Annotated in this window: 23 protein-coding genes and 1 other RNA gene; 9 read left to right on the top strand and 15 right to left on the bottom strand. The window is 67.0% G+C overall.

Features of this window, described 5'->3' with window-relative positions:
- The 6 genes from E3T31_RS03785 to E3T31_RS03760 all read left to right on the top strand — a co-directional run bounded on the left by E3T31_RS03785 (position 1) and on the right by E3T31_RS03760 (position 6,338).
- Entirely contained in the window at positions 1 to 990 is a 990-nt protein-coding gene (locus E3T31_RS03785) for an XdhC family protein (RefSeq protein WP_241977592.1), read from the top strand.
- Between the two features lie 48 nt (positions 991 to 1,038).
- Positions 1,039 to 1,932 carry an AAA family ATPase gene (locus E3T31_RS03780; RefSeq protein WP_370304235.1) on the top strand — a complete coding sequence of 298 codons (894 nt, stop codon included), beginning with the start codon at positions 1,039 to 1,041 and terminating at the stop codon, positions 1,930 to 1,932.
- Positions 1,933 to 1,945: 13 nt separating this feature from the next.
- Positions 1,946 to 3,280, top strand: coding sequence for a VWA domain-containing protein (locus E3T31_RS03775; protein ID WP_241977588.1), 1,335 nt, complete (start codon positions 1,946 to 1,948; stop codon positions 3,278 to 3,280).
- A gap of 19 nt (positions 3,281 to 3,299) precedes the next feature.
- Positions 3,300 to 4,175 (top strand): SRPBCC family protein, encoded by an 876-nt coding sequence (locus E3T31_RS03770; RefSeq protein ID WP_134467506.1) that lies wholly within the window; start codon positions 3,300 to 3,302, stop codon positions 4,173 to 4,175.
- A 29-nt stretch (positions 4,176 to 4,204) separates the two neighbouring features.
- Positions 4,205 to 5,425: an XdhC/CoxI family protein gene (locus E3T31_RS03765; protein ID WP_134467505.1), complete on the top strand. Its 1,221-nt coding sequence runs from the start codon at positions 4,205 to 4,207 to the stop codon at positions 5,423 to 5,425.
- 169 nt (positions 5,426 to 5,594) lie between these two features.
- The gene (locus E3T31_RS03760; RefSeq protein WP_134467504.1) at positions 5,595 to 6,338 is read left to right on the top strand and encodes a PIG-L family deacetylase; all 744 of its coding nucleotides are present in this window, start codon (positions 5,595 to 5,597) and stop codon (positions 6,336 to 6,338) included.
- A 78-nt stretch (positions 6,339 to 6,416) separates the two neighbouring features.
- Here the strand turns inward: E3T31_RS03760 and ssrA are convergent.
- The 5 genes from ssrA to prfB form a co-directional block, all read right to left on the bottom strand.
- Positions 6,417 to 6,791: a transfer-messenger RNA gene (gene ssrA / locus E3T31_RS03755) on the bottom strand.
- 116 nt (positions 6,792 to 6,907) lie between these two features.
- Positions 6,908 to 7,384 (bottom strand): SsrA-binding protein SmpB, encoded by a 477-nt coding sequence (smpB, locus tag E3T31_RS03750; RefSeq protein ID WP_092449344.1) that lies wholly within the window; start codon positions 7,382 to 7,384, stop codon positions 6,908 to 6,910.
- A 113-nt stretch (positions 7,385 to 7,497) separates the two neighbouring features.
- Positions 7,498 to 8,412 carry a permease-like cell division protein FtsX gene (ftsX, locus tag E3T31_RS03745; RefSeq protein ID WP_134467503.1) on the bottom strand — a complete coding sequence of 305 codons (915 nt, stop codon included), beginning with the start codon at positions 8,410 to 8,412 and terminating at the stop codon, positions 7,498 to 7,500.
- Positions 8,409 to 9,506, bottom strand: a complete 1,098-nt coding sequence (gene ftsE / locus E3T31_RS03740) for a cell division ATP-binding protein FtsE (protein ID WP_134467502.1) — start codon at positions 9,504 to 9,506, stop codon at positions 8,409 to 8,411. Before ftsE ends, ftsX begins: the two co-directional genes overlap by 4 nt.
- A gap of 76 nt (positions 9,507 to 9,582) precedes the next feature.
- A complete protein-coding gene (gene prfB, locus E3T31_RS03735) occupies positions 9,583 to 10,695 on the bottom strand; it encodes a peptide chain release factor 2 (protein ID WP_134442700.1) in 1,113 nt (370 codons plus the stop codon).
- 157 nt (positions 10,696 to 10,852) lie between these two features.
- On the opposite strand from prfB, the gene E3T31_RS03730 reads away from it, so the two are divergent.
- Genes E3T31_RS03730 through E3T31_RS03720 form a run of 3 tightly spaced genes read left to right on the top strand, consistent with a single transcriptional unit; the run spans position 10,853 to position 13,294 of the window.
- Complete coding sequence (locus E3T31_RS03730) at positions 10,853 to 12,142, top strand: MFS transporter (protein WP_134467501.1); 1,290 nt, start codon at positions 10,853 to 10,855, stop codon at positions 12,140 to 12,142.
- A 55-nt stretch (positions 12,143 to 12,197) separates the two neighbouring features.
- Positions 12,198 to 12,635 (top strand): nitroreductase family deazaflavin-dependent oxidoreductase, encoded by a 438-nt coding sequence (locus E3T31_RS03725; RefSeq protein WP_134467500.1) that lies wholly within the window; start codon positions 12,198 to 12,200, stop codon positions 12,633 to 12,635.
- Positions 12,636 to 12,637: 2 nt separating this feature from the next.
- Entirely contained in the window at positions 12,638 to 13,294 is a 657-nt protein-coding gene (locus E3T31_RS03720; RefSeq protein WP_134467499.1) for a pentapeptide repeat-containing protein, read from the top strand.
- A gap of 74 nt (positions 13,295 to 13,368) precedes the next feature.
- Here E3T31_RS03720 and E3T31_RS03715 read toward each other — a convergent pair whose 3' ends face one another.
- The 10 genes from E3T31_RS03715 to E3T31_RS03675 form a co-directional block, all read right to left on the bottom strand.
- Complete coding sequence (locus E3T31_RS03715; protein WP_241977586.1) at positions 13,369 to 14,253, bottom strand: DMT family transporter; 885 nt, start codon at positions 14,251 to 14,253, stop codon at positions 13,369 to 13,371.
- 83 nt (positions 14,254 to 14,336) lie between these two features.
- Positions 14,337 to 14,621: a hypothetical protein gene (locus E3T31_RS03710; protein WP_134467497.1), complete on the bottom strand. Its 285-nt coding sequence runs from the start codon at positions 14,619 to 14,621 to the stop codon at positions 14,337 to 14,339.
- Between the two features lie 342 nt (positions 14,622 to 14,963).
- Entirely contained in the window at positions 14,964 to 15,410 is a 447-nt protein-coding gene (locus E3T31_RS03705) for a pilus assembly protein TadG-related protein (protein ID WP_134467496.1), read from the bottom strand.
- The gene (locus E3T31_RS03700) at positions 15,407 to 15,880 is read right to left on the bottom strand and encodes a hypothetical protein (protein ID WP_134467495.1); all 474 of its coding nucleotides are present in this window, start codon (positions 15,878 to 15,880) and stop codon (positions 15,407 to 15,409) included. The genes E3T31_RS03705 and E3T31_RS03700 overlap by 4 nt, the downstream gene beginning before the upstream one ends.
- Positions 15,855 to 16,265, bottom strand: coding sequence for a TadE/TadG family type IV pilus assembly protein (locus E3T31_RS03695; protein ID WP_166788375.1), 411 nt, complete (start codon positions 16,263 to 16,265; stop codon positions 15,855 to 15,857). Before E3T31_RS03695 ends, E3T31_RS03700 begins: the two co-directional genes overlap by 26 nt.
- 19 nt (positions 16,266 to 16,284) lie before the next feature.
- On the bottom strand, positions 16,285 to 16,461 hold the full coding sequence (locus E3T31_RS17635; protein WP_166787485.1) for a hypothetical protein: 177 nt from the start codon (positions 16,459 to 16,461) through the stop codon (positions 16,285 to 16,287).
- 44 nt (positions 16,462 to 16,505) lie between these two features.
- Positions 16,506 to 17,438, bottom strand: coding sequence for a type II secretion system F family protein (locus E3T31_RS03690; protein WP_134467494.1), 933 nt, complete (start codon positions 17,436 to 17,438; stop codon positions 16,506 to 16,508).
- Positions 17,439 to 17,454: 16 nt separating this feature from the next.
- Positions 17,455 to 18,318, bottom strand: a complete 864-nt coding sequence (locus tag E3T31_RS03685) for a type II secretion system F family protein (protein WP_134467493.1) — start codon at positions 18,316 to 18,318, stop codon at positions 17,455 to 17,457.
- Positions 18,315 to 19,547 (bottom strand): CpaF family protein, encoded by a 1,233-nt coding sequence (locus tag E3T31_RS03680; protein ID WP_134442692.1) that lies wholly within the window; start codon positions 19,545 to 19,547, stop codon positions 18,315 to 18,317. Before E3T31_RS03680 ends, E3T31_RS03685 begins: the two co-directional genes overlap by 4 nt.
- Positions 19,548 to 19,680: 133 nt before the next feature.
- On the bottom strand, positions 19,681 to 20,511 hold the full coding sequence (locus tag E3T31_RS03675; protein WP_134467492.1) for a 3-hydroxybutyrate dehydrogenase: 831 nt from the start codon (positions 20,509 to 20,511) through the stop codon (positions 19,681 to 19,683).
- Positions 20,512 to 20,518: the final 7 nt, after the last annotated feature.

Raw genomic sequence — 20,518 nt, 5'->3', positions numbered from 1 at the left:
ATGAAGTCTGTGCTGGAGCGGGAGCTCGAGGCGCGCCGCGAACCGTTCGTGCACGCGACCGTGGTGCGCGCGGTGCGCCCGACGAGCGCGCACGCGGGCGACACGGCGCTCGTGCGCTTGACCGGCGAGATCGAGGGCTTCGTCGGCGGAACCTGCGTGGAGGCATCCGTTCGCCTGTACAGCCTGCAGGTGCTCGAAAGCCGCCAGCCGCTGCTGCTCAAGGTCGTGGCCGGTGTACCGTCGAGCACGGTGGAGGACGGCGCGGTCGAGGTCTCCAACCCCTGTGTCAGCGGCGGGGCGATCGAGATCTTTCTCGAACCGCGCCTTCCCCTGCCGCGCCTGATCGTGGTCGGGTCGACGCCCGACGCCGCGGCCCTTGCCACCCTCGCACCGCTCGTCGGTTTCGAGCTCCTGCAAACGGATGGCGCCTCGGCCGCCCCGCAGGCCGGCGACGCTGCGCTGGTCGTCGCGTCCCACGGCCGGGACGAGGAGTCCGCGCTGCTGGCGGCGCTGGCTGTGGGAGTGCCGTACGTGGCGCTCGTGGCCAGTCCCCGGCGCGGTGCGGCGGTGCTGGCGTCGCTCGACGTGTCGCCGGAGCAGCGCGCTCGGGTGTTCAGTCCGGCGGGCCTTGACCTCGGGGCGCGAACGCCCGGAGAGATTGCGGTGTCGATTCTGGCGCAGCTGGTGCAGGAACGGGCCGGGCGGGGACATCCGGTTGGTGTGGGCGCGGCTGGTGCCGGTGCGGTGGCGGGAGCGGCGGATTCGGCGATCGCCGCAGAGCCGCCTGCCGCCAAAGCGCGTGCTGCCGACCCACCTGCTGCCGAGCCGCCGGCCGCCGGCGTCGCGATCGACCCGGTCTGCGGCATGTCCGTGGCCGCGCTGCCGTCGACGCTGCAGGTCGAGCACAACGGCGGTACCGTCTATTTCTGTGCGACGGGCTGCCGCAAGGCGTTTCTGGCGAATCCGGAGCCGTATGCGACCGCGCGGTAGGCACCCGCGCGGTAGCCGCCCGACTTCACGATGGGGGTGGCTGCGTTGGTGACTCTGCCCGAGATCGTGCCCGATGTCGCCGCGCTGCAGCGCGCCCTCGATGCCGAGGACTATCTGGCCGACGAAGGGCTCGCAACCGCGGTGTTCCTGGCCGTCCGCATGCGGCAGCCGCTGCTACTCGAGGGCGAACCGGGGGTCGGCAAGACCGAGATCGCCAAGGCACTCGCCCGACTGCTCGACACCGAACTGTTTCGCCTGCAGTGTTACGAAGGCATCTCGGCCGGGGAGGCACTGTACGAGTGGAATTACCCGCGGCAACTGCTCGGCATCCGTTTGGCCGAGGCGCACGGGGTCGAACTGGCCGAGACCGAGCTGTTCGGCCGCGACTACCTGCTGCGCCGCCCGCTGTTGCAGGCGATCGAGCACGCGGGCCCGCGGCCGGCCGTGCTGCTGCTCGACGAGATCGACCGGGCCGACGCCGAGTTCGAAGCCTTCACCTTCGAGCTGCTCGCCGAGGCTGCGGTCACCATCCCCGAGCTCGGAACCGTGCGGGCCACGCATCCGCCGATCGTTATTCTCACCAGCAATCGCACCCGCGACCTGCACGACGCGCTGACCCGGCGCTGTCTCTATCACTGGATCGACTACCCGGGTCCGGAGCGGATCGCGCAGATCGTGCGCCGCCGGGTACCGAGCAGTTCGCAGGCCATCGCGACCGAGGCCGCCCAGGCCATCACCCGCCTGCGTTCGCTTGACCTGGTCAAGCCGCCCGGAATCGCCGAGGCCATCGATTGGGTGGGCGCGCTCGGGATGCTCGGAATCGAGCAGCTGAGCGGCCGGGCGGTCGAGCAGACCTGGGGCTCCGTGCTGAAGAACCGTGACGACCTCGATCTGGCGGCCTCGCGCGGGGGCGCCTGGGTCGTCGAGGCCGCCGGTGCCTGACCGCGGCGCACCTGTGCCCGGCAGAAGTGAGCCCGGCACCAGCAAGCCCGACGCACGTCAGCCCGACACCGAGTCGGCCTCACCGAGGCTTCCGAAGCCGCCGGCCCAGGGCCGGATCCCGCCGATCGAAGCTGCGGCCCTCGCCGCCGGGTTCAGCACGGCCCTGCACCGCGCCGGACTTCCCGTGTCGCCCGACCGGGCGGCCCGGCTGGCCGAGGCGCTCCGCCTCGTCCCCCCGACCGACCGCGCCGCCCTGTACTGGGCCTGCCGGATCGTGTTCGTCTCCCAGCAGCAGCACCTTGCCCGGTTCGACGCCGTGTTCAGCGCGGTCTTCGACGGTCGACTCGACCCGGCCGAAAGCCGCGGTGATCCCAATGCTCCCCCGGCGATCGGCTCGGAAACCCGTTCCCAGGCCGCCCCGCCGACCAATCGTCCGGCCGCAGCTCCCGAGCCTGGGGCCGATCGCCCGCCGGCCCCCTTGCCCGGCACCGACTCGAGCGACAGCGATAACGTGGCCCCGGAGCGCGACGCCATCCTCGCCCTGGCCTCGAGCGACGAACACCTGCACAGTGTGGCGTTCGCCGACCTCGCCCCCGACGAACTCGCCCGCCTGCGCGAGCTCGTTGCCCGCATCGTGCTGTCGACGCCGACCCGCCTGACCCGCCGCAGGCATCCGTCGCGGCACAGCCGTGACCGGCTCGATCTGGCCCGCACCGTGCGGTCAGCGCAGCGTACCGGGGGCGATCCGATCGCCCTGCACCACGCCCGCCGCCGGTCGAAGCCGCGCCGACTCGTGCTGCTCTGCGATGTGTCGGGCTCGATGGAGCCCTACACCCGGGTGTTCCTGTCGCTGCTTCAGGGCGCGGCGTCCGGCGCGCGGGCCGAAGCGTTCGTGTTCTCCACCCAGCTCACGCGGCTGACCCGTCAGCTCGCGCTCCGCGACCCGGACCAGGCACTCGCGCAGGCGGCCGCCACCGCGACAGACTGGGCCGGCGGTACCCGGCTGGCCGTGAGCATCCGTCGATTCATCGACGATTTCGGGCGACGCGGTCTGGCCCGGGGAGCGGTGATCGTGGTGTTCTCGGACGGCTGGGCGCAGGACGACCCGGTCGACGTCGACGCCCAGATGGCACGCCTGCGCCGACTCGCACACCGCATCATCTGGGTGAACCCGCGCAAAGTCGCCGTCGACTACCGGCCGCTCGTCGGCGGAATGGCCGCCGCGCTCCCCTACTGCGACGCCTTCGTCAGCGGCCACAGCTACGCCGCCCTGGCCGAGGTGGCGGCCGCGATTCGCGGCGACCCGCCAGCATCCGATCGACGAGCAATCTCCCACCAACCGACCTGACCGAGCAGAGGACACCCTGATGCAACTTGACAGCACCTTCACCGTTATCGCCCCCGTCGACACGGTCTGGGACACCCTGATGGACTTCGAACGTGTCGCCGGGTGTGTGCCGGGCGCTCAGATTATCAACCAACTCAGCGATGACAACTACCAGGTGGGGATGAAGGTCAAGCTTGGCCCGGTCACGATGCAGTACCGCGGGCAGATGAACGTCGACGAGCGCGACGCCGAGGCACACCGGGCCGTGTTCTCCGGCAAGGCTCAGGAGACCCGCGGTCAGGGTACAGCCCAGGCCACGGTCACCCTCGTTCTGGTCGAAACCGACGGTGTCACCCAGGGCACGGTCAGCGCCGATTTGTCCCTCTCCGGCAAGGCGGCGGCCATGGGCAAGGGCGTCATCAGCAGCGTCACCGAGCAGATGATGGGGCTGTTCGCCGGCAATCTGCAAGACCTGATCGAGGGCGGTTCCGCTGCTGATTCAGACGGTGAAGCGGATGCCGCAGCAAGGGCCGCCGACAGCGCTGCCACCCCCGTAGGCGACCACCTCGACGACCCGGCCGACCTCGTCCAGGGCTCCCCCCGAGCCGTCGCCGACATGAGTGATATTCCATCCGGGGATGCTCCGGCCGCCGACACTCTCCCCGACGTCACGCCGGATGCCCCCGCCCGGAGGCCCAGCACCGTGCCGCCGCGCCCAGTGCCACCGCGCGCGGCTCCGGCAGACGGCCATCGCGGGGCGCCGTATCGGGCAGCGCCGGCCCCGAGCCTCGACGCTCTGAGCCTGGTCAAGGGCGTCATTGCCGACCAGCTGAGCGACCCGGTGAAACTTGTGGGTCTGCTGGCCACGGTAGCGTTCATCGCATACCGAATCGGTCGACGGGCATCCGGCCGTTAGAGTCGACCGACGACAGAAGGGAGCCCGGCATGCGTGAAGTTCTCACTACCCTCTTCGCTGGCTGGCAGGGCGGCGCGACGGCGGGCCTCGCGACCGTCGTGCGCACCTTCCAGTCGGCACCTCGGCCAGCCGGCGCATCAATGCTGGTCAGCGCCGACGGCACGGTCGCCGGCTCGGTCTCTGGCGGCTGCGTCGAGGGCGCCGTCTACGAACTGGCCACCCAGGTCGCGCAGGACGGCGTACCGGTGCTCGTGCGCTACGGCATCAGCGACGACGACGCCTTCGCGGTGGGACTGACCTGCGGCGGCATCCTCGACGTCTTCATCGAACCCGTCTCCCGCGACACTTTCGCACTGCTCGAGGGGGTGCACGACGATGTGGACGCCGGGCGCCCGGTGGGGGTCGCCACGGTGATCGAGCATCCGGATGCCGGCTGGATCGGCCGCCACCTCGTGGTGCGGCCGCAGGGATTCGAGGGCGATCTCGGATCGGACCGCGCCAACCACGCCATCGGCGACGACACCCAGGGGTTGCTCGCCGCCGGCCGCAACACGACGCTGACCTACGGTCCAGACGGCGAGCGTCGCGGCGAGGGCATGCGGGTGTTCTTCGCGAGCTACGCGCCCAGACCCCGCCTGCTGGTCTTCGGAGCGATCGATTTCGCCACCGCTCTGGCCCGGCTCGGAACCTTTCTCGGCTACCGGGTCACGGTCTGCGATGCCCGTGGCGTGTTCGCCACCGCCGCCCGCTTTCCCGGGGTCGACGAGGTCGTGGTGAGCTGGCCCGACCGCTACCTGCGCGAACAGATCGCGACCGGCCTCATCGATCCCCGCACGGTCATCTGTGTGCTCACCCACGACCCGAAATTCGACGTTCCCCTGCTTGAAGCCGCCCTGCACGGCCCGCCGGTGGCGTATATCGGCGCCATGGGGTCGCGTCGAACCCACCTCGACCGGCTGGAACGGCTGCGGGCGGTCGGCGTGACCGACAGCGAGCTGGCCCGGCTGCGCAGTCCGATCGGCCTCGATCTCGGCTCCCGCACGCCCGAAGAGACAGCGGTCTCGATAGCGGCCGAGATCATCTCATTGCAGTGGGGCGGCAGCAACGAACCCCTGCACACCCTCGTCGACTCCATCCACGGCGACTCTATCCACCATGACGACCTCGTCGACCCCAACCCGCCAGCCCCATCGCCATCGAGTCAAGCTCCGGGGAGCGCTTCCATTTCACGAACGGTCCTCCGCGGCTAGCTGTACCAGGCAGCGCGCGCAGTTCGACGCGCGTGTTACGCGAGGTGCCACCTTTCGCCCTATGGCGTACGTGGGGCGCCACGGGCTGGCGGCGATAGGCTCAACGGATGGCTCTCGAATCCGCTGTCCCCCCGACTGTCACGCCGAAGAGCGATCGAGATTCTGCCCGATGAGCGTTCTCGACTCCGTCACCTCGGTGCTGTTCGTGCACGCGCACCCCGACGACGAAACCATCGGCACCGGCGGCCTGATCGCGTATCTCGCGAGCCGCGGCATCCACATCACGCTGGTCACGGCCACGCGTGGTGAACGCGGTGAAGTCGTCGCGGGGCCGCTCGCGGCGCTCGTCGGCACTGCCGCCCTGGCCGAGGAACGCGAGCGCGAACTCGAGCGCGCCGCCCGGACGCTCGGCATCAACGAGGGATTCTGGCTCGGCGAGGCACCGGCCCGCGCGCCCGGGCTCGCGCCGCGCCACTACCGCGACTCCGGCATGGAGTGGATCCGGGCCGGCCTGGCCGGCCCGGCCGCCGATTCCGAAGCGGATGCCCTCGCCCGCGCTCCGCTCGACGAGGTCACCACCGACCTCGTCGCCGTTCTCCAGCACGTGCGACCGAGCCTCGTCATCAGCTACGACGCCACCGGGGGCTACGGCCACCCGGACCACGTGCGCGTGCACGACGCCGCCCTCGCCGCCAGCCAAGCACTCGCCATTCGCTACGCCGAAATTCTCGACACGCCCGAAGCGGATGCGGAATGGTTCGATCTCGAGACCCAGCGCACCACCGTTGTGGCCGCCCTGCGCTGCCACGCCAGCCAGCTCAGTGTCGACGGCGACGACATCGTGCACTCCGGCGGCCAGCGCGAACCCATCCGCCCGTCGGTCGGCCTGCGCCTGCGCCTGCGCCTGCGCTGACCATAGCATCCGCTTAAACCAAATGAGGCCACCCACGGGTGGCCTCATCCAGGACAAAACAGCGTGTGACAGAACCGATGGTGGAGATGCGGGGAATTGAACCCCGGTCCACTGCTGTGGTCATATGCCTTCTACGGGTGTATCCAGTGAAATCGCTTTCTCGGCCCCGGAATTTGCCACTGGCATCTACTCCGACAGGCCCAGCCTTCGTTTAAGTCCCTCTACACCCCGTGGCTCAATGTAGAAGCAATCTCTCTAAATGGCGTCAGGATCCGGGTAGAGAGCATTCCCGGTCTGGCGGACTTCTTTAGTGCTTTCGCTTAGGCAGCGAGAGCGAAGTCAGTGCGCTTTGAATTGGCACTTATTGTTTTGCAGAGATCGTTTACGAGATAACCCTGCATCCTCGACCCGCTTCTCACAATTGCGCAAACAATGTCGAAACCGATCATCCCCATACACATCACACGCTTTACAAATGAAAGCTCATGCGATGGGTTCGTGTCACACGCTGTTGAGTTACCAATCTGCACCAGTTTCGGTGCAGCCCTCCATACTACTACAGAAGTTGCCTAGTCACCGAGGTGGCGCTGCGCCGACATCGCGCGGTCCGATTCGCGCTTGTCGGTGCGTTCCCGCAGAGTCTGACGCTTGTCGTACTCTTTCTTACCCTTGGCGACGGCGATCTCAACCTTGGCCCGACCATCCGCGAAGTAAATCCGCAGCGGAATGAGCGTGTAACCGCCCTCCTTGGTCTTGTGGCTGATCTTAATGATCTCCTTCTTGTGCAGCAGGAGTTTGCGCTTGCGGCGCGGCGGGTGATTGGTCCACGAGCCGCCGGAATACTCCGGAATGTGCACCGCATCCAGCCAAGCCTCGCCGCCCTCGATGAAGGCGTAGCCGTCGACCAGGGTGGCCCGGCCCGCGCGCAGCGACTTGACCTCGGTGCCGCTCAAGACCATTCCGGCCTCGTAGGTGTCACTAATGAGGTAGTCATGTCGGGCCTTGCGGTTGGTCGCCACGACCTTTTCGCCACGTTCCCTAGGCATGTGTTCACCTCAATTCTTATTCGTCAAGTGGATGCCGCCGAAAGATCCGGCAGACAGCCCACCAGTCTACCGGCCCCGCGCCTGGTCGCTGCGCGCGGGCATCCGCTTGACGCTTAGACCTTGAGGTAGCGGGTGATCGCGAAGTTGGCTGAGAACGCGGCGAGCACCGCGCCGACCACCAGCAGGATGGGTACCACGACGAGCGCATCATCCATACCGACCAGGGCAAAGCCGGTGAGTCTGGCCCCGAGATACCCCTGCACGAAGAAGTACACCAGCGCCAGAATCGCGCCGCCGGCGAGCAGCGAACCAAGCAGCGCCGCGAAGACGCCCTCGAGAATGAACGGCGTTTGAATGAACCGGTTGCTCGCGCCGACCAGTCGCATAATGCCGAGTTCGCGGCGTCTCGAGAACGCCGACAAACGGATGGTCGTGGCAATCAGCAACGCCGCTGCGATCAGCATCAACCCGGCAATGCCGATGGCGGTGTAACTCGCGACGTTGAGCACCGAGAAGATCTGGTCCAGGTATTTGCGCTGGTCAGCGACGTTTTCTACGCCGGCCACCCCGGACAAACTCTCGACCAGCACGGCGGACTGGGACGGGTCCTTGAGGTTGACCCAGAAGGTCTGGTTCAACTGATCCGCGGTCACGTAGTCGGCCACCGGGTTGCCAGCGAACTGCTTCTTGAAATTCTCGAAGGCCTGCTCGTGCGTCTCGAAATAGTAGGTGTCTACGAACGGCGCCAGGGTCGGCGATTCGAGCTGGGCCTCGACGGCTGCGATCTGCTCTGCCGAGGCGTCGCCGCCGGTGCAGGTTTCGCCCGGCGAGATGTCGGAGCACATATAGATGCCGACCTGCGCCTTGTCGTACCAGAAGTTCTTCATCTGGCCGATCTGCATCTGCATCAGTACGGCCGCGCCGACGAAGGTCAGCGAGATGAAAGTCACGAGCACCACGGAGACGACCATGGATGCGTTGCGTCGCAGACCGTTCGCGGCCTCGGAGAGCACCAGTCCGAGCCTCATCGGTTGGGCCCCACGTTCTGTTCGCCGGTTTGGTCGGGTTTCTCGCCCGGCGCCCGCAGGCCGAGTTTCTCGGCGAGGGTGAGCTGTTCGGGGGCGTCGTTCGGGGCGACCGGAAGAACCGGGCGCGCCATCGGCGGCGTGGCCACGGCGGGACCGGCCTCCTCCACAGCAGCCGGAGATTCGGCCGCAGGAGCCGACTCAATCGGTGTCGGAACAACCGACGCGGCCGCCGCTGCAACCGCAGCTGCCGCCGCCTGGTGCAGGGACACGGAGGTTTCGGGAACCGGCGCCGACGGATGCGTCAACGAGGGTTGGGCCGCGGCCCGCGCTGCGACGGCGGCCGATGCGACCGGCACGGGGTCGCTCGCTGCGGCATCCGCTTCAGACGTCGGCACGATGGTCGGGATGGACGCGGTGGCATAGCCGCCCTGGCGTTCATCCCGCACGATCTCGCCGTTGACCAGTTCGATCACGCGGCGCTGCATCTTGTCCACGATGCCGGCCTCGTGGGTGGCCATGATCACGGTGGTGCCGCCCGCGTTGATGCTCGCGAGCAGCGCCATGATTTCGGCGCTCGTGGTGGGGTCGAGGTTTCCGGTGGGCTCATCGGCCAGCAGAATCTGGGGCTTGTTCACGATGGCGCGGGCAATGGCCACGCGCTGCTGCTCACCACCGGAGAGTTCGTGCGGAAGGCGCTGCGCCTTCTCAGCCAGGCCGACCATTTTCAGGGTGTCGGGCACGGCCTCCTGAATGAAGCCGCGGCTCTTGCCGATCACCTGCAGGCTGAACGCGACATTGTCGAAGACCGTCTTGTTCGGCAACAGCCGAAAGTCCTGAAAGACCACGCCCATGTTGCGGCGAAAATAGGGCACCTTGCGGTTGGAGATCGAGCGCAGGTCTTGCCCGAGCACGTGGATGCTGCCGCTGGTCGGCTTCTCCTCCTTGAGCACGAGCCGCAGGCAGCTCGATTTGCCCGATCCGGAGGCGCCGACCAGAAAGACGAATTCGCCTCGCAAAATCTCGACGTCGATCGAGTTCAGGGCCGGCCGAGAGGTGCCGGGATACTTCTTGGTTATGTGATCAAAGCGGATCATAGCTCTTAGAGCCTAGGCACCCGCTGGCGTTTTCCCTACTGCGACATACCCGAGAGGGGGAAGGCTCAGCATCCGTTTAGTCTTCCGGGGCTTTCTTGCGCCAGCGGATGCCGGCCGAAATGAAACCGTCCAGGTCACCATCGAAGACGTTGCTGGGGTTGTTCACCTCGTACTCGGTGCGCAGGTCCTTGACCATTTGGTAGGGCGCGAGCACGTAGCTGCGCATCTGGTCGCCCCAGCTCGCGGTGATGTTGCCGGCGAGCTCTTTCTTGGTCGCGGCCTCTTTCTCGCGCTCGAGCACCAGCAGCCGGGACTGCAGCACGCGCATGGCGGCGGCCCGGTTCTGAATCTGGCTCTTCTCGTTTTGGCAGCTCACCACGGTGCCGGTGGGCAGGTGGGTGATGCGCACGGCGGAGTCGGTGGTGTTGACCGACTGGCCGCCAGGGCCGCTCGAGCGGAAGACATCCACTCGAATATCGCCGTCGGGCACCTCGATCGACTCGGTCTGTTCGATCAAAGGCACCACCTCGACCGCGGCGAACGAGGTCTGGCGCTTGCCGGCCGAGTTGAACGGGCTCATCCGTACCAGGCGGTGGGTTCCGGCCTCGACGCTGAGCGTGCCGAAGGCGTAGGCGGCATCGACCTCGAAGGTCGCGCTCTTGATGCCGGCTTCTTCGGCGTAGCTGATGTCGAGCACGGTCGTGCGGTAGTCGTGCTGTTCGGCGTAGCGCAGGTACATGCGCAGCAGCATTTCGGCGAAGTCGGCGGCATCCACTCCCCCGGCGCCGGCGCGAATGGTGATGACGGCGTTGCGTTCGTCGAATTCGCCGTTGAGCAGGGTCTGCACTTCGAGCTCGCCGAGCAGCTTCTGCAGGCTGGCGAGTTCGACGCCGGCCTCGTCGGCCAGTTCCTGGTCGCCCTGGCCGTCATTGGCCATCTCCACGAGCACCTCGAGGTCATCGAGGCGGGCTCCGATGCTTTCGATGCGGGCCAGTTGCGACTGCCGGTGGCTGAGGTCGCTCGTCACCTTCTGGGCATGCTCGGTGTCGTCCCACAAGTCGGGCATACCGGCCTCGCCGCTGAGGTCGTCAATCTCCGCGCGCAGTCGATCAATGTCGATCACCGAGCGGATGTCGCCAAACGTGGTCCGCAGCGCGGCGATCTGTACTGAGAAATCCAAGTCAATCATGTTCTGTTCAGCCTACCGGGCGAAGGCGCGGTGCTGCCGGGCTGGTGGGAGCACCACTCGAACAGCACTCCGGAAAACATGGTCGGGATCGCACGGGTCTGAGCAGCACGGGTCGGGATAGCACGGTCGGGATTGCACTGCGAGTAGCATCGAACCGATGAGCAACCACGAGCGCCCCTTCAGCCTGCGCTCGGTCGCCCTGGTCGCGTTCCTACCGACCCTGCTGTTCTCGATCGGCGAGGGCGCGATTATCCCGTTGATTCCCCTAGTTGCGACTGACCTCGGTGCATCCCTGGCCATTGCCGGTGTGATTGCAGCGATGGTCATGCTCGGTGAGCTGGTCGGCGATATTCCCAGCGGCTGGATCGTCTCGCGCATCGGGGAACGCAACGCGATGATCTGGGCATCCGCTCTCACCATCGGTGCCGTGATCGTCTGCATTGTCGCTCCCAATCCACTCGTGCTCGGTCTCGGTATTTTTCTGGTCGGCCTCGCCACAGCCATTTTTGCGCTCGCCCGGCATGCCTTCATGACCAACTATGTGCCGCTGGTCTACCGGGCCCGCGCGCTGTCGACCCTCGGCGGCGTGTTTCGTGCCGGCTGGTTTGTCGGCCCCTTTCTCTCGGCCGGCCTGATTCACCTCACCGGTGGTACGCAGGCCGTGTTCTGGGTGTTCATCATCTGCTGCGTCGCCGCATCAGCGACGCTGCTGTTGTTGCCAGACCCGTCGAAACCCTTTGCCACTCCCTCCGCTGATACGACCATATTCGACGCCACCGACACGAGCACCGGCGCGATCAGCAGCACCGGAACGGCGCGACCGGCCGTGCCGGTGCAGGGATTGTTCCAGACCATTTGGAGTCACCGCGGAGTGCTTTTGCGGCTCGGTACGGGCGCCGGTCTGATCGGTGCGATGCGGGCCAGCCGCACGGTGATGCTGCCGCTCTGGGCGGTCAGTATCGGCATCAGCGCCCCCGACACGGCGTTGATCATCGGCATCGCCGGCGGCATCGACTTCGCCCTGTTCTATGTCAGCGGCCAGATCATGGACCGGTTCGGCCGCATCTGGAGCGCTCTGCCCTCGATGATCGGCCTCGGTGCCGGCCACCTGGCACTCGCGTTCACCCACGACCTGCCGAGCAACGTGGAGTGGTTCATCGGCGTGGCCATGTTCCTCTCGCTCGCCAACGGGGTCGGCAGCGGCCTGCTGATGACGCTCGGCGCCGACCTCGCTCCGCGGCCGAATCCCGCACCGTTCCTGGGCGCCTGGCGGTTCACGGCCGACTTCGGCAGCGCCGCAGCTCCCCTGGCGGTCGCCGGCATCACCGCCCTGGTCTCGCTCTCGGTCGCCAGCGGGGTGATGGGGGCAATTGGCCTCTGCGGCGCGATGCTGCTGCGCCGCTACATTCCGCGCTACGCCCCGCATCGCCCCGGCCGCCTGCTCTGACAGGGCGGACCTGTCCGGGTGGAATGTTCCCGGCGGCTCGCGCGTTGGGCCAAATATGCCCCTCATCGGAGAATACGAGCCAAGCACCGCCCAGTGGGTGCGCGACCAGGTCGACCTGTACGAGACGTCCGGCGGAACCGAGGGCACGACTCTGCGTGACATGCCCGTGATCGTACTCACCACCGTCGGCCTCAAGAGCGGCAAGTTACGCAAGGCACCGCTCATGCGCGTCGAACACGACGGCCACTATGCCGCTGTAGCCTCGCTCGGTGGCAGCCCCAAAAACCCGGTCTGGTACGCCAACGTCATCGCGCACCCCGAGGTGGAGCTGCAAGACGGGCCCGAGAAGTGGGACATGCGCGCCCGCGAGATCACCGGCGACGAAAAGGCCGTCTGGTGGGAGCGCGCCGTGGCAGCGTTCCCCGACTACGCCGCCTACCAGGTCAAGACCGAGCGGGAGATTCCGGTTTTCGTGCTCGAACCCATCGAATAAAGGTGGCGAAAGCAGCCACCCGCAAGGCGTCGATCGACCGCATAACGCTGCCCGACCTCGCCGACGTCGACGGGGCGCAGCTTTGCTCCGGCGACGGTCGCGAGGCCGAGCGCTACACCGGCGTGAACCTCGACGGCCGCGACCTGACCGGTATCTCCTTCGGGGAGTGTGAATTTGCGGGAGTCTCGCTGCATGAGACCAAGCTGCGCGGAGCATCCTTCTCGGAATGTCTCGCCACCGATCTGCACGCCCCGGTGTTCAGCGCGCCGCGCTCGAACTGGCGTGACGTGCAGATCAACCACGCCCGACTCGGCTCGGTCGAGGCCTACGAGGCGACGCTGCGCTCGGTGCACATCGACGGGTCGAAGCTCGATTTCGTAAATCTGCGCAACGCGACCCTGACCGATGTGCTGCTGAGCAACTGCATTATCGACGAGCTCGACCTCGGCAGCGCCACCGTGCAGCGCCTCGAACTGCAGAACTGCCGCATCGGCACCCTCGATGTCGGCGGCGCCAAGCTCAAGGACGTCGACCTGCGCTCCAGCGACTTCTCGGCCGTCCACGGCCTCGACGGCCTGCGCGGTGCCACGATCGACGATGCCCAGCTCAGCTTGCTGGCGCGGCTTCTCGCCGCCCACCTCGGCCTGCGCGTCGAATAGGCAGGGCCTCGGCGCCGCTCGATAAGCGGATGCCCGGGCCGGCCTGGTACGGCCGCCCGCGCGGGGTCGCCCCGTCAGGGAATCGCGACCGCGGTCAGCTCGAGGTCGGACTTCGGCTGGTCGCGCTGCGTCGCGATGGCAGCCCCGGCGGCCACGCAGACCACGACGATCGCGATCTGTTGCAGCAGCGTGAAGGTCTCGCCGAGCACGAGCGCGCCGAACCCGGCCGCGATCACCGGGCCGAAGCTCGTAATGATCGCGTACAGCCGAGGGCTGATCCGCCGCAGAATGTAAGTGTCGAGTGTGTACGGGAAGGCTGACGAAACCACTCCGACGAGCAGGAGCAACCCGACAACGCCCCAGGTGAACGCCGACAGGTCGAGGGTGAGCACGGCGAACGGCACCACGATCACGAGGCTGACCAGGCTGGCAATGGAGATACCCTCGAGGCCGGCAAATTCGGTCGCCACCCTGCGGGTCAGCAGGATGTAGCAAAACCAGGAGGCCGCTGCGGTCAGGGCGAGCGCGATGCCGAGCAAGTCGAGCGTGCCGTCCGACCAGGTCAGCAGAAACACGCCCCCGGCGGCGGCCGCGGCGCACACGAAGTCCAGGATGCGGCGGCTGGTGACGAGGGCGAGAGTGAACGGGCCGAGAAATTCAATGGTCGCCGCAATGCCCAGCCCGAGCATGCTCACGGCCTGGTAGAAGCTGAGATTCATCACGGCGAGCACGACGCCGAGGGCGAGCGGCGGCCAGATGCGGCTCCAGGTCAGGTTCTTGAGCCTGGGCCGGGCCAGCGGCAGCACGACGATGACCATGACGATTTGTCGGGCCGCGACGACGACCGGCGAGCCGACGAGGGGAATGAGCAGTCCGGCCAGCGACGAACCGAAATTGATGCTGACTTCGGTGGCGAGTTGAGCTCCCGCACCCTTCCACTGCCCCCGCTTGGTACGCACACTGCTCCTGTCGGCGCCGTCAGGGCACCTAGCGAGGGTACCGCGCGCGGCATCCGCTCTGAGAATGCGCGGACGACCGCGGCCTAGAGCTGCAGCGGAACGAAGGTGTATTCGCTGGTCAAATGTTCGTGCTGGCAGGCACCGCAGTAGAGCACTCCGGACACGCGCATCGCGTCGACCCGGGAGGAGCATTGGATGACCTTGGGCCCACAGCACGGCGAGATCACCATGAAGCCACCCGATTCGGCCGGATCGTGACCGCTCAATCCGCGGTAGTGATGCACTCCCTCGCAGGGGAGAAGAGACTCGAAGTCGAGCTGCTCCACACTGTGCTCATCGACTTCGTGTCGGTCTAATAATGCATCCATGATTTAACAGCCGTTCTCGGTGATTCTCAGCCGCCATGCTGGGCCACGTCAACCGGTGGCGACCAGCCCGGTTGAACGACGACCCAAGGTCGCCAGCACTACCAACCGGGGACCGGGGCTGGAACGAGTTTCGACTGCGTAAAAATGTGAAGCCCCCTACGGGTAAGAGGCCTCCGTGTCGGCTACGTGTCTGTGCATAGTACGCTTCCATCCTGAAAAAGCTAGTGCGCCTTTGTGAGCGCTCCCCGCCTACCCCGGCCCTCTCCCTCGAGAGCGAGAAATGTGTTGCTTCACGGGTGCTGAGGCAGCAATTATCCCGCTCTCTCGCGAAAGGGGATGCTGCTAATGGAACACAGCCCGGGACACCCCCGTCACCTCGAGCGGCACCCCGTCGGGAACCACGAGGGTGAGCACGGGTGGGCGCCACCACGACCGCAGGGTCACCGACGCGCTCTGCCCATCAGCGGATGCCGCGCTCGTCACGCCGAGCGCCTCGAACGAGGGATGGGGAACGAGTCGCAGGTATTCATCCACCGCAGCCGACACGTCACCGGAGCGCAGCTGCGGCCGAGGGCCCACCATGCCGACCTGCACCTCGCCGAGAGTGAAGGCCTCGGACCCGGCGAGCGCCGCCCCGTCGGCGAGGCTCAGCAGCCGCTTGTGCTCGAGGTAAAGCGACGTCGCTGAGAGTGCCACGAGCACCAGGCTCAGGGCGAGGAAGCCGTAGAAGATGATGAGCAGCAGGGTCGACCCGTCCTCGGCCCCGGCGTGCGGCAGGCGCCGGCTCATTCGAGGCTGCCAAACCGGGACACGATCTGCGTGGATGCCGCAGTCATCGGCACGCTCGCGCTCTGCTCGAGCGCGAGCAGGTCGGGCACGAGCGGCAGGGCGATGCCGATGCGCACGGTGACCGTCACGAGCGACTGGCGGGTGAGGCATTGGCTCGGCCCACCGGAGCACTCGATCTGCACCTCGGCATCTCCGGCATCCAGTCCGTAGTCTTCGAGCGCGAAGGCCACTGCCCGCCGAGCGCGCTCGGTCGCCGTGGCCTGGTCCGGCGCCTGCACGTAGACCCTGGCTGCCTGCCGCGCGGCTCCCTCCACGGCGAGCGCACCGCCCTGCAACGACGACAGGGCGAGCACGAGGTAGACCAGCGGAACCAGCAGGATCATTCCCGCCGTGATGAATTCCAGCGAGGCCGAACCGGCCTCACTTCCGGGAGCCCCGGAGCGACTACTCCAGCGTTTCGACCGCGGCATGCGCGACCACCTCCAGTCCGCGCGGGGCACCGAGCAGGCCCATCAGTGGCAGCGGCGCCACCACCCACACTTCGACGCTCGGGTAGTCGGCACGGGGGCCGTAGCGAGCGACCACATCGGTGGCATAGGTTGCTCCGATGGCGGTCGTGATCAGATCGCGCGTTCGCGCAGCTCCGGCGGGCAGGCTGCTGTCGGCGAGCGTGGCGTAGCGGGCGCCCTCGGCCGCCGCATCGAGCACGGTGTTGCGAATGTGCAGCGCGAGCGCCAGCTGCATGACCATGAGCGTGAGAAAGGTCAGCAACGACACCACCATGACAAACTCGGCCACGGCGGAACCCGCCTCGTCGCGCAACTCGTGAAGGCGCAACCAGGCGAGCCGCCGCATCCGGTTATGCATGGGTCGGTCAGAAACTACTGACGCGATCCATGGCCTGCTGGAAGACCCCGCTGAGGGCCGGACCGGCAAGGCCCCAGATGATCAAAACCAATCCGGCCGTCATAAGCGTGATCAGCACCCAGCCGGGCACGTCACCCGTCTCGTCGCGGAGCAGACCCTTGAGGCGAAGCATGATTCGGGACATGGCATTCTCTTTTCTGGTGAGCGGAACGGTACCGGGCAGTGCGTTTAGAAGCCGGCCTGCAGAACAACCAGGCCGGGAAATACAGCGAATAGAACGGTCATCGGCAAAATCAGAAAAACCAGCGGCATGAGCATGGCAACTTCCTTCTTGCCGGCTATCTCGAGTAGCGAGCGTTTGCTCTGGTCGCGGGAATCCTGAGCCTGCGCGCGCAACACCTCGGCGATCGGCGAGCCCCGGTCGAGGGCACCGGTGACCTGATCGACAAATCGGGTCACCTCCGGCAACTGGATGCTCCGCGACAGCGCCGAGAGCGCCACCCCGATCGGTACCCCCGCGTGCACCTCGGTGATCACCCCCGCGAATTCTCGCGACAGCTCCCCCGAACTCGTGCGGGACACCCGCCGGATCGAATCCAGGATGCCTTCCCCCGCCGACAGCGACAGGGTGAGAAATTCGAGAATGGTCGGCAACTCGCTGCGCATGCGGGCCAACCGGGCGGTGGCGGCCCGCTGCAGGAGCCAGTCCCGCAACACGGCGCCACCGATTCCCGCCACGAACGGCACTACCACGCGCGCCGGCCACGGCAGTTCCGGAAGGGTGACGATGGTGATCACCGTGCCGGCGGCAAAGGCGAGAAGCGCCCAGACCAGTTGCACCGAGCGAAACTCCAGCGCGGTCTTCGCCGAGCCTGACTGGTGGAGCCGGCGCGCGATGAACTCGCTGCCGCCGAGCAGGTTCGACAACCCGCGGGTGAGCGCTCCGAACAGCGGCGCAAACAGGCTGCCCAGCACAGGAATCGGGTTGACGGTTTTCCGGGCGACGATGCTGCGGGCTTCGGCGGAGACGTCGAGAATGTACGGCACGACCCGATCGATCAGACGGGGCCGGGTCAGCCGCGGCGTCAGGCTCACGAGCGACCACAGCCCCACACCGAGACCGCTGCCGCAGAGAACGGCCCAGCCCAGGCTCGCGCTCATGGCCTGCACCCGCCGGCTACGCGAACCATCGACGTTCCTCCGGCAGCCGGCCGAGCGCGAGCATGACCCGGTAGGCCACGATTGACAGGGCCAGGCCGCTCGCGATCACGGCGACGCCAGCCGGCGAGTTGTAGGCGACGGCAGCCTCCGGGCGGGACGCGAGCAGCACCAGGATGATCCACGGTGCGGCCACCCCCAGTCGGGCCGCATTGACGACCCAGGACTGCCGCGCCTCAACTTCGAGCCGCACCGCGGCATCCTGTCGTAGCCAGGCTGCGAGGCTGCGCAGCACCACGGTGAGGTCGCTTCCACCCACTTCCCGGGCCATGCGCAGGGTTTCCAGGATGCGATCGGCGACCGGATCGGCGAGGGAGCGTTTGAGTTCGTCGACGCAGTAGCTGAAATTGCCGGTGGCCCGGTACTCTCGCTCGAACTGGGCAAACGCCGTGCGGGTAGCCACCGGTCCGGCCTGGGCGAGGCTGCTCACGCTGTCGGGCAGGGCCAGCCCGGAACGTAGTGCGGACACGAGATGATCGACGACATCGGGCCAGACCGTGCGATTGGCCCGGCGCCGGGCCGCGGCCCGCCACGAGACGATCAGCCACGGCAGCAGCACTCCGGCCAGTCCGGCGACGGCGCTCAGGGCCTGTACGGCGAACAGGCCGTGCATCAGGGCAGCGGATGCCACACCCACGATCGTCGACACCGCCAGGAACGCCGACACCGGCACCGACCGCAGCCCGCCCTGAACCAGGCGCACCCGCATCCGCTCCCCGGCGCCCGCCCGGCCTCCCGCGGATACAGCGCCGGCCGGCCAGAGAAACGGCGCCAGCAGCAGCACGAGCCCACTTCCGAGCAGGCACCCCAGCACGAGAGTCATGCGGCACCCTGTCGCAACACCAGCGCCGGGTCGACGCCGGCGGCACGAAATTTGGCGAGCTTGGTGGGATGCGAGCCCGTCGGCTCGAGGTGCCCGTGCGGGGACAGAAACAGGGGGCTAGCCTCGATCGTCGAGCCGGCCAGTTGGCCGCTCGGCGCAATGATCTCGGTGACCCGGCGACGGCCGTGCCGATCAATCTCGCAGTGCACCACGATGTCGATGCAGCCGGCCACCGTCGGCAGCACGAACGACGAGTCGATGTTGCGCCCGGCCAGCAGCGGCAGGGTGGAGAGCTTGGCCAGCGCGTCCCTGGCACTGTTGGCATGAATCGAGCACATTCCGGGGAGCCCGCTATTAAGGGCGATCAGCAGGTCGAGGCTTTCAGCCTCGCGCACCTCACCGACCACCAGCCGGTCGGGCCGCATGCGCAGGGATTCCTTGATCAGGCGGCGCAGGGTGATCTCGCCGGTGCCCTCGAGGCTGGGCTGCCGGCACTGCATCGCGACGACGTCTCGGGCCGACAGATCGAGTTCAAAGGTCTCCTCGACGGTCACGATGCGCTCACCCGGCCGCGTCGACGAGAGCAAGGCGTTCAGCATCGTGGTCTTGCCGGTCTGGGTGGCGCCGGAGACCAGAATATTCTGGCCGCCGAGCACGCAGATCCGCAGAAAATCGGCGGCCTGCTGGGTGAGTGAGCCGAGCCCGACGAGCTGGTTCAGATCGCGAATGCGCCGGGTGAACTTGCGAATGTTCACCGCCCAATATTTTCGCGTTATATCCGGGATCACGACGTGAAGTCGGGAACCGTCGGGTAGCGAGGCGTCGACGAACGGCGACGAGAGGTCGACGCGGCGACCGGAGGCCTGCAGCATCCGCTCAACGAGGTCGCGCACGTCCTGCTCGCCGAGCAGCAGCGTGGTCAGCTCTGGGACCCCGTCGCGGGCGACGAACACCCGGGCCGGACCATTGATCCAAATCTCTTCGATCTCCGGATCATCCAGAAACGGCTGCAAGACGCCGAAACCGGTCAGCGCGGCCACAACCTCGCGGGCGGCCTGGTGCTCGTCGGCGATCATCGGCGCGAGCCCGCTGAGCGCCCGCTCGCTGTACCGGCGCAGTTCGTCGCGCACGTACTGCTCGACCAGCGCGTTATTGGCCGCCAGGTCGACGCCCTCACGGCGCACCCGCGATCGCACTTGCTCTGTGATGATACGAACGGCTTCGGTCATCCCCGTATGATGGCCTCATTTGCCGTTCTGCGTAAAAGTTATCCACAGGGCTTGTTTTTAGGTGCCCCGAGCCCCAAAAATGGTCGCAACGGATGCCGGGCATCCGTTGCGACCATCAGCGATCGACCCAGCGTCAGCGCGCTGACCAGCCGCCGTCCATCGTGTAGCTCGACCCGGTGACCATGGCAGCATCGTCGGAGGCGAGCCAGGCCACGAGCGACCCGACCTCGGCTGGTTCAACCAGTCGTTTGATCGCGCTCTCGGTGAGCATGATCTTGCTGAGCACCTCGGCCTCCGGAATGCCGTGCACCAGAGCCTGGTCGGTGATCTGCTTCTCGACCAGGGGGGTGCGCACGTAACCGGGAGCCACGCAGTTGCTCGTCACTCCGTGCGCCCCGCCCTCGAGGGCGGTCACCTTGGACAGGCCTTCAAGCCCGTGCTTGGCCGAGACATAGGCACTCTTGAACGGCGAGGCACGAATGCCGTGCACCGAGGACACGTTGATGATGCGCCCAAAGTTCGCCGCGTACATCTGCGGCAGTACGGCCCGAATCAGCAGGAACGGGGCCTCCAGCATAAGCGTGAGAATGTTGTGAAAATCGGCCGGTTTGAAGTCCTGGATCGGATTGATCCGCTGAATTCCGGCGTTATTGACCAGAATGTCGACGCCGTTGAGAGCAGTGGCAAGAGCGTTATCGGTGAGGGCCTCGGTGGCCATCAGGTTGACGGTCCAAATTGATCCACCGACCTCCTCGGCCAGGGAGGTCGCCCCCGCTGTGTCGATGTCGGCGACGACGACGTGCGCGCCCCGGGCGGCGAGCGTTCGAACGACGGCCGCGCCGATTCCGCTCGCCCCGCCGGTGACGAGGGCGCGACGACCGGCGAGAGGCTGGCTCGGGGTTCGAACGGAGACGCTGCTGGCAAGGAAGGTGCTGGCGCTGACGGCGTCGGTGAGATCAGTCATTTGGTTC

Origin of the sequence: Cryobacterium sp. TMS1-13-1, assembly GCF_004403125.1 — a bacterium.
GTDB lineage: Bacteria > Actinomycetota > Actinomycetes > Actinomycetales > Microbacteriaceae > Cryobacterium > Cryobacterium levicorallinum.
This window is presented reverse-complemented; position numbering and strand designations above follow the sequence as displayed.

Excerpts from the sequence above, each read along its gene's own strand:
- E3T31_RS03690 (WP_134467494.1), bottom strand. The coding sequence starts at position 17,438 with ATGAGCGCGAGCCTGGGCTGGGCCGTTCTCTGCGGCAGCGGTCTCGGT.
- E3T31_RS03705 (WP_134467496.1), bottom strand. The coding sequence starts at position 15,410 with ATGAGCCGGCGCCTGCCGCACGCCGGGGCCGAGGACGGGTCGACCCTG.
- E3T31_RS17635 (WP_166787485.1), bottom strand. The coding sequence starts at position 16,461 with ATGTCCCGAATCATGCTTCGCCTCAAGGGTCTGCTCCGCGACGAGACG.
- ftsE (WP_134467502.1), bottom strand. The coding sequence starts at position 9,506 with ATGATCCGCTTTGATCACATAACCAAGAAGTATCCCGGCACCTCTCGG.
- E3T31_RS03685 (WP_134467493.1), bottom strand. The coding sequence starts at position 18,318 with ATGACTCTCGTGCTGGGGTGCCTGCTCGGAAGTGGGCTCGTGCTGCTG.
- E3T31_RS03695 (WP_166788375.1), bottom strand. The coding sequence starts at position 16,265 with ATGCGGCGGCTCGCCTGGTTGCGCCTTCACGAGTTGCGCGACGAGGCG.
- E3T31_RS03710 (WP_134467497.1), bottom strand. The coding sequence starts at position 14,621 with ATGGATGCATTATTAGACCGACACGAAGTCGATGAGCACAGTGTGGAG.
- E3T31_RS03700 (WP_134467495.1), bottom strand. The coding sequence starts at position 15,880 with ATGCCGCGGTCGAAACGCTGGAGTAGTCGCTCCGGGGCTCCCGGAAGT.
- E3T31_RS03730 (WP_134467501.1), top strand. The coding sequence starts at position 10,853 with ATGAGCAACCACGAGCGCCCCTTCAGCCTGCGCTCGGTCGCCCTGGTC.
- E3T31_RS03680 (WP_134442692.1), bottom strand. The coding sequence starts at position 19,547 with ATGACCGAAGCCGTTCGTATCATCACAGAGCAAGTGCGATCGCGGGTG.
- E3T31_RS03785 (WP_241977592.1), top strand. The coding sequence starts at position 1 with ATGAAGTCTGTGCTGGAGCGGGAGCTCGAGGCGCGCCGCGAACCGTTC.
- E3T31_RS03675 (WP_134467492.1), bottom strand. The coding sequence starts at position 20,511 with ATGACTGATCTCACCGACGCCGTCAGCGCCAGCACCTTCCTTGCCAGC.
- E3T31_RS03770 (WP_134467506.1), top strand. The coding sequence starts at position 3,300 with ATGCAACTTGACAGCACCTTCACCGTTATCGCCCCCGTCGACACGGTC.
- E3T31_RS03725 (WP_134467500.1), top strand. The coding sequence starts at position 12,198 with ATGCCCCTCATCGGAGAATACGAGCCAAGCACCGCCCAGTGGGTGCGC.
- E3T31_RS03765 (WP_134467505.1), top strand. The coding sequence starts at position 4,205 with ATGCGTGAAGTTCTCACTACCCTCTTCGCTGGCTGGCAGGGCGGCGCG.
- ftsX (WP_134467503.1), bottom strand. The coding sequence starts at position 8,412 with ATGAGGCTCGGACTGGTGCTCTCCGAGGCCGCGAACGGTCTGCGACGC.
- smpB (WP_092449344.1), bottom strand. The coding sequence starts at position 7,384 with ATGCCTAGGGAACGTGGCGAAAAGGTCGTGGCGACCAACCGCAAGGCC.
- E3T31_RS03760 (WP_134467504.1), top strand. The coding sequence starts at position 5,595 with ATGAGCGTTCTCGACTCCGTCACCTCGGTGCTGTTCGTGCACGCGCAC.
- prfB (WP_134442700.1), bottom strand. The coding sequence starts at position 10,695 with ATGATTGACTTGGATTTCTCAGTACAGATCGCCGCGCTGCGGACCACG.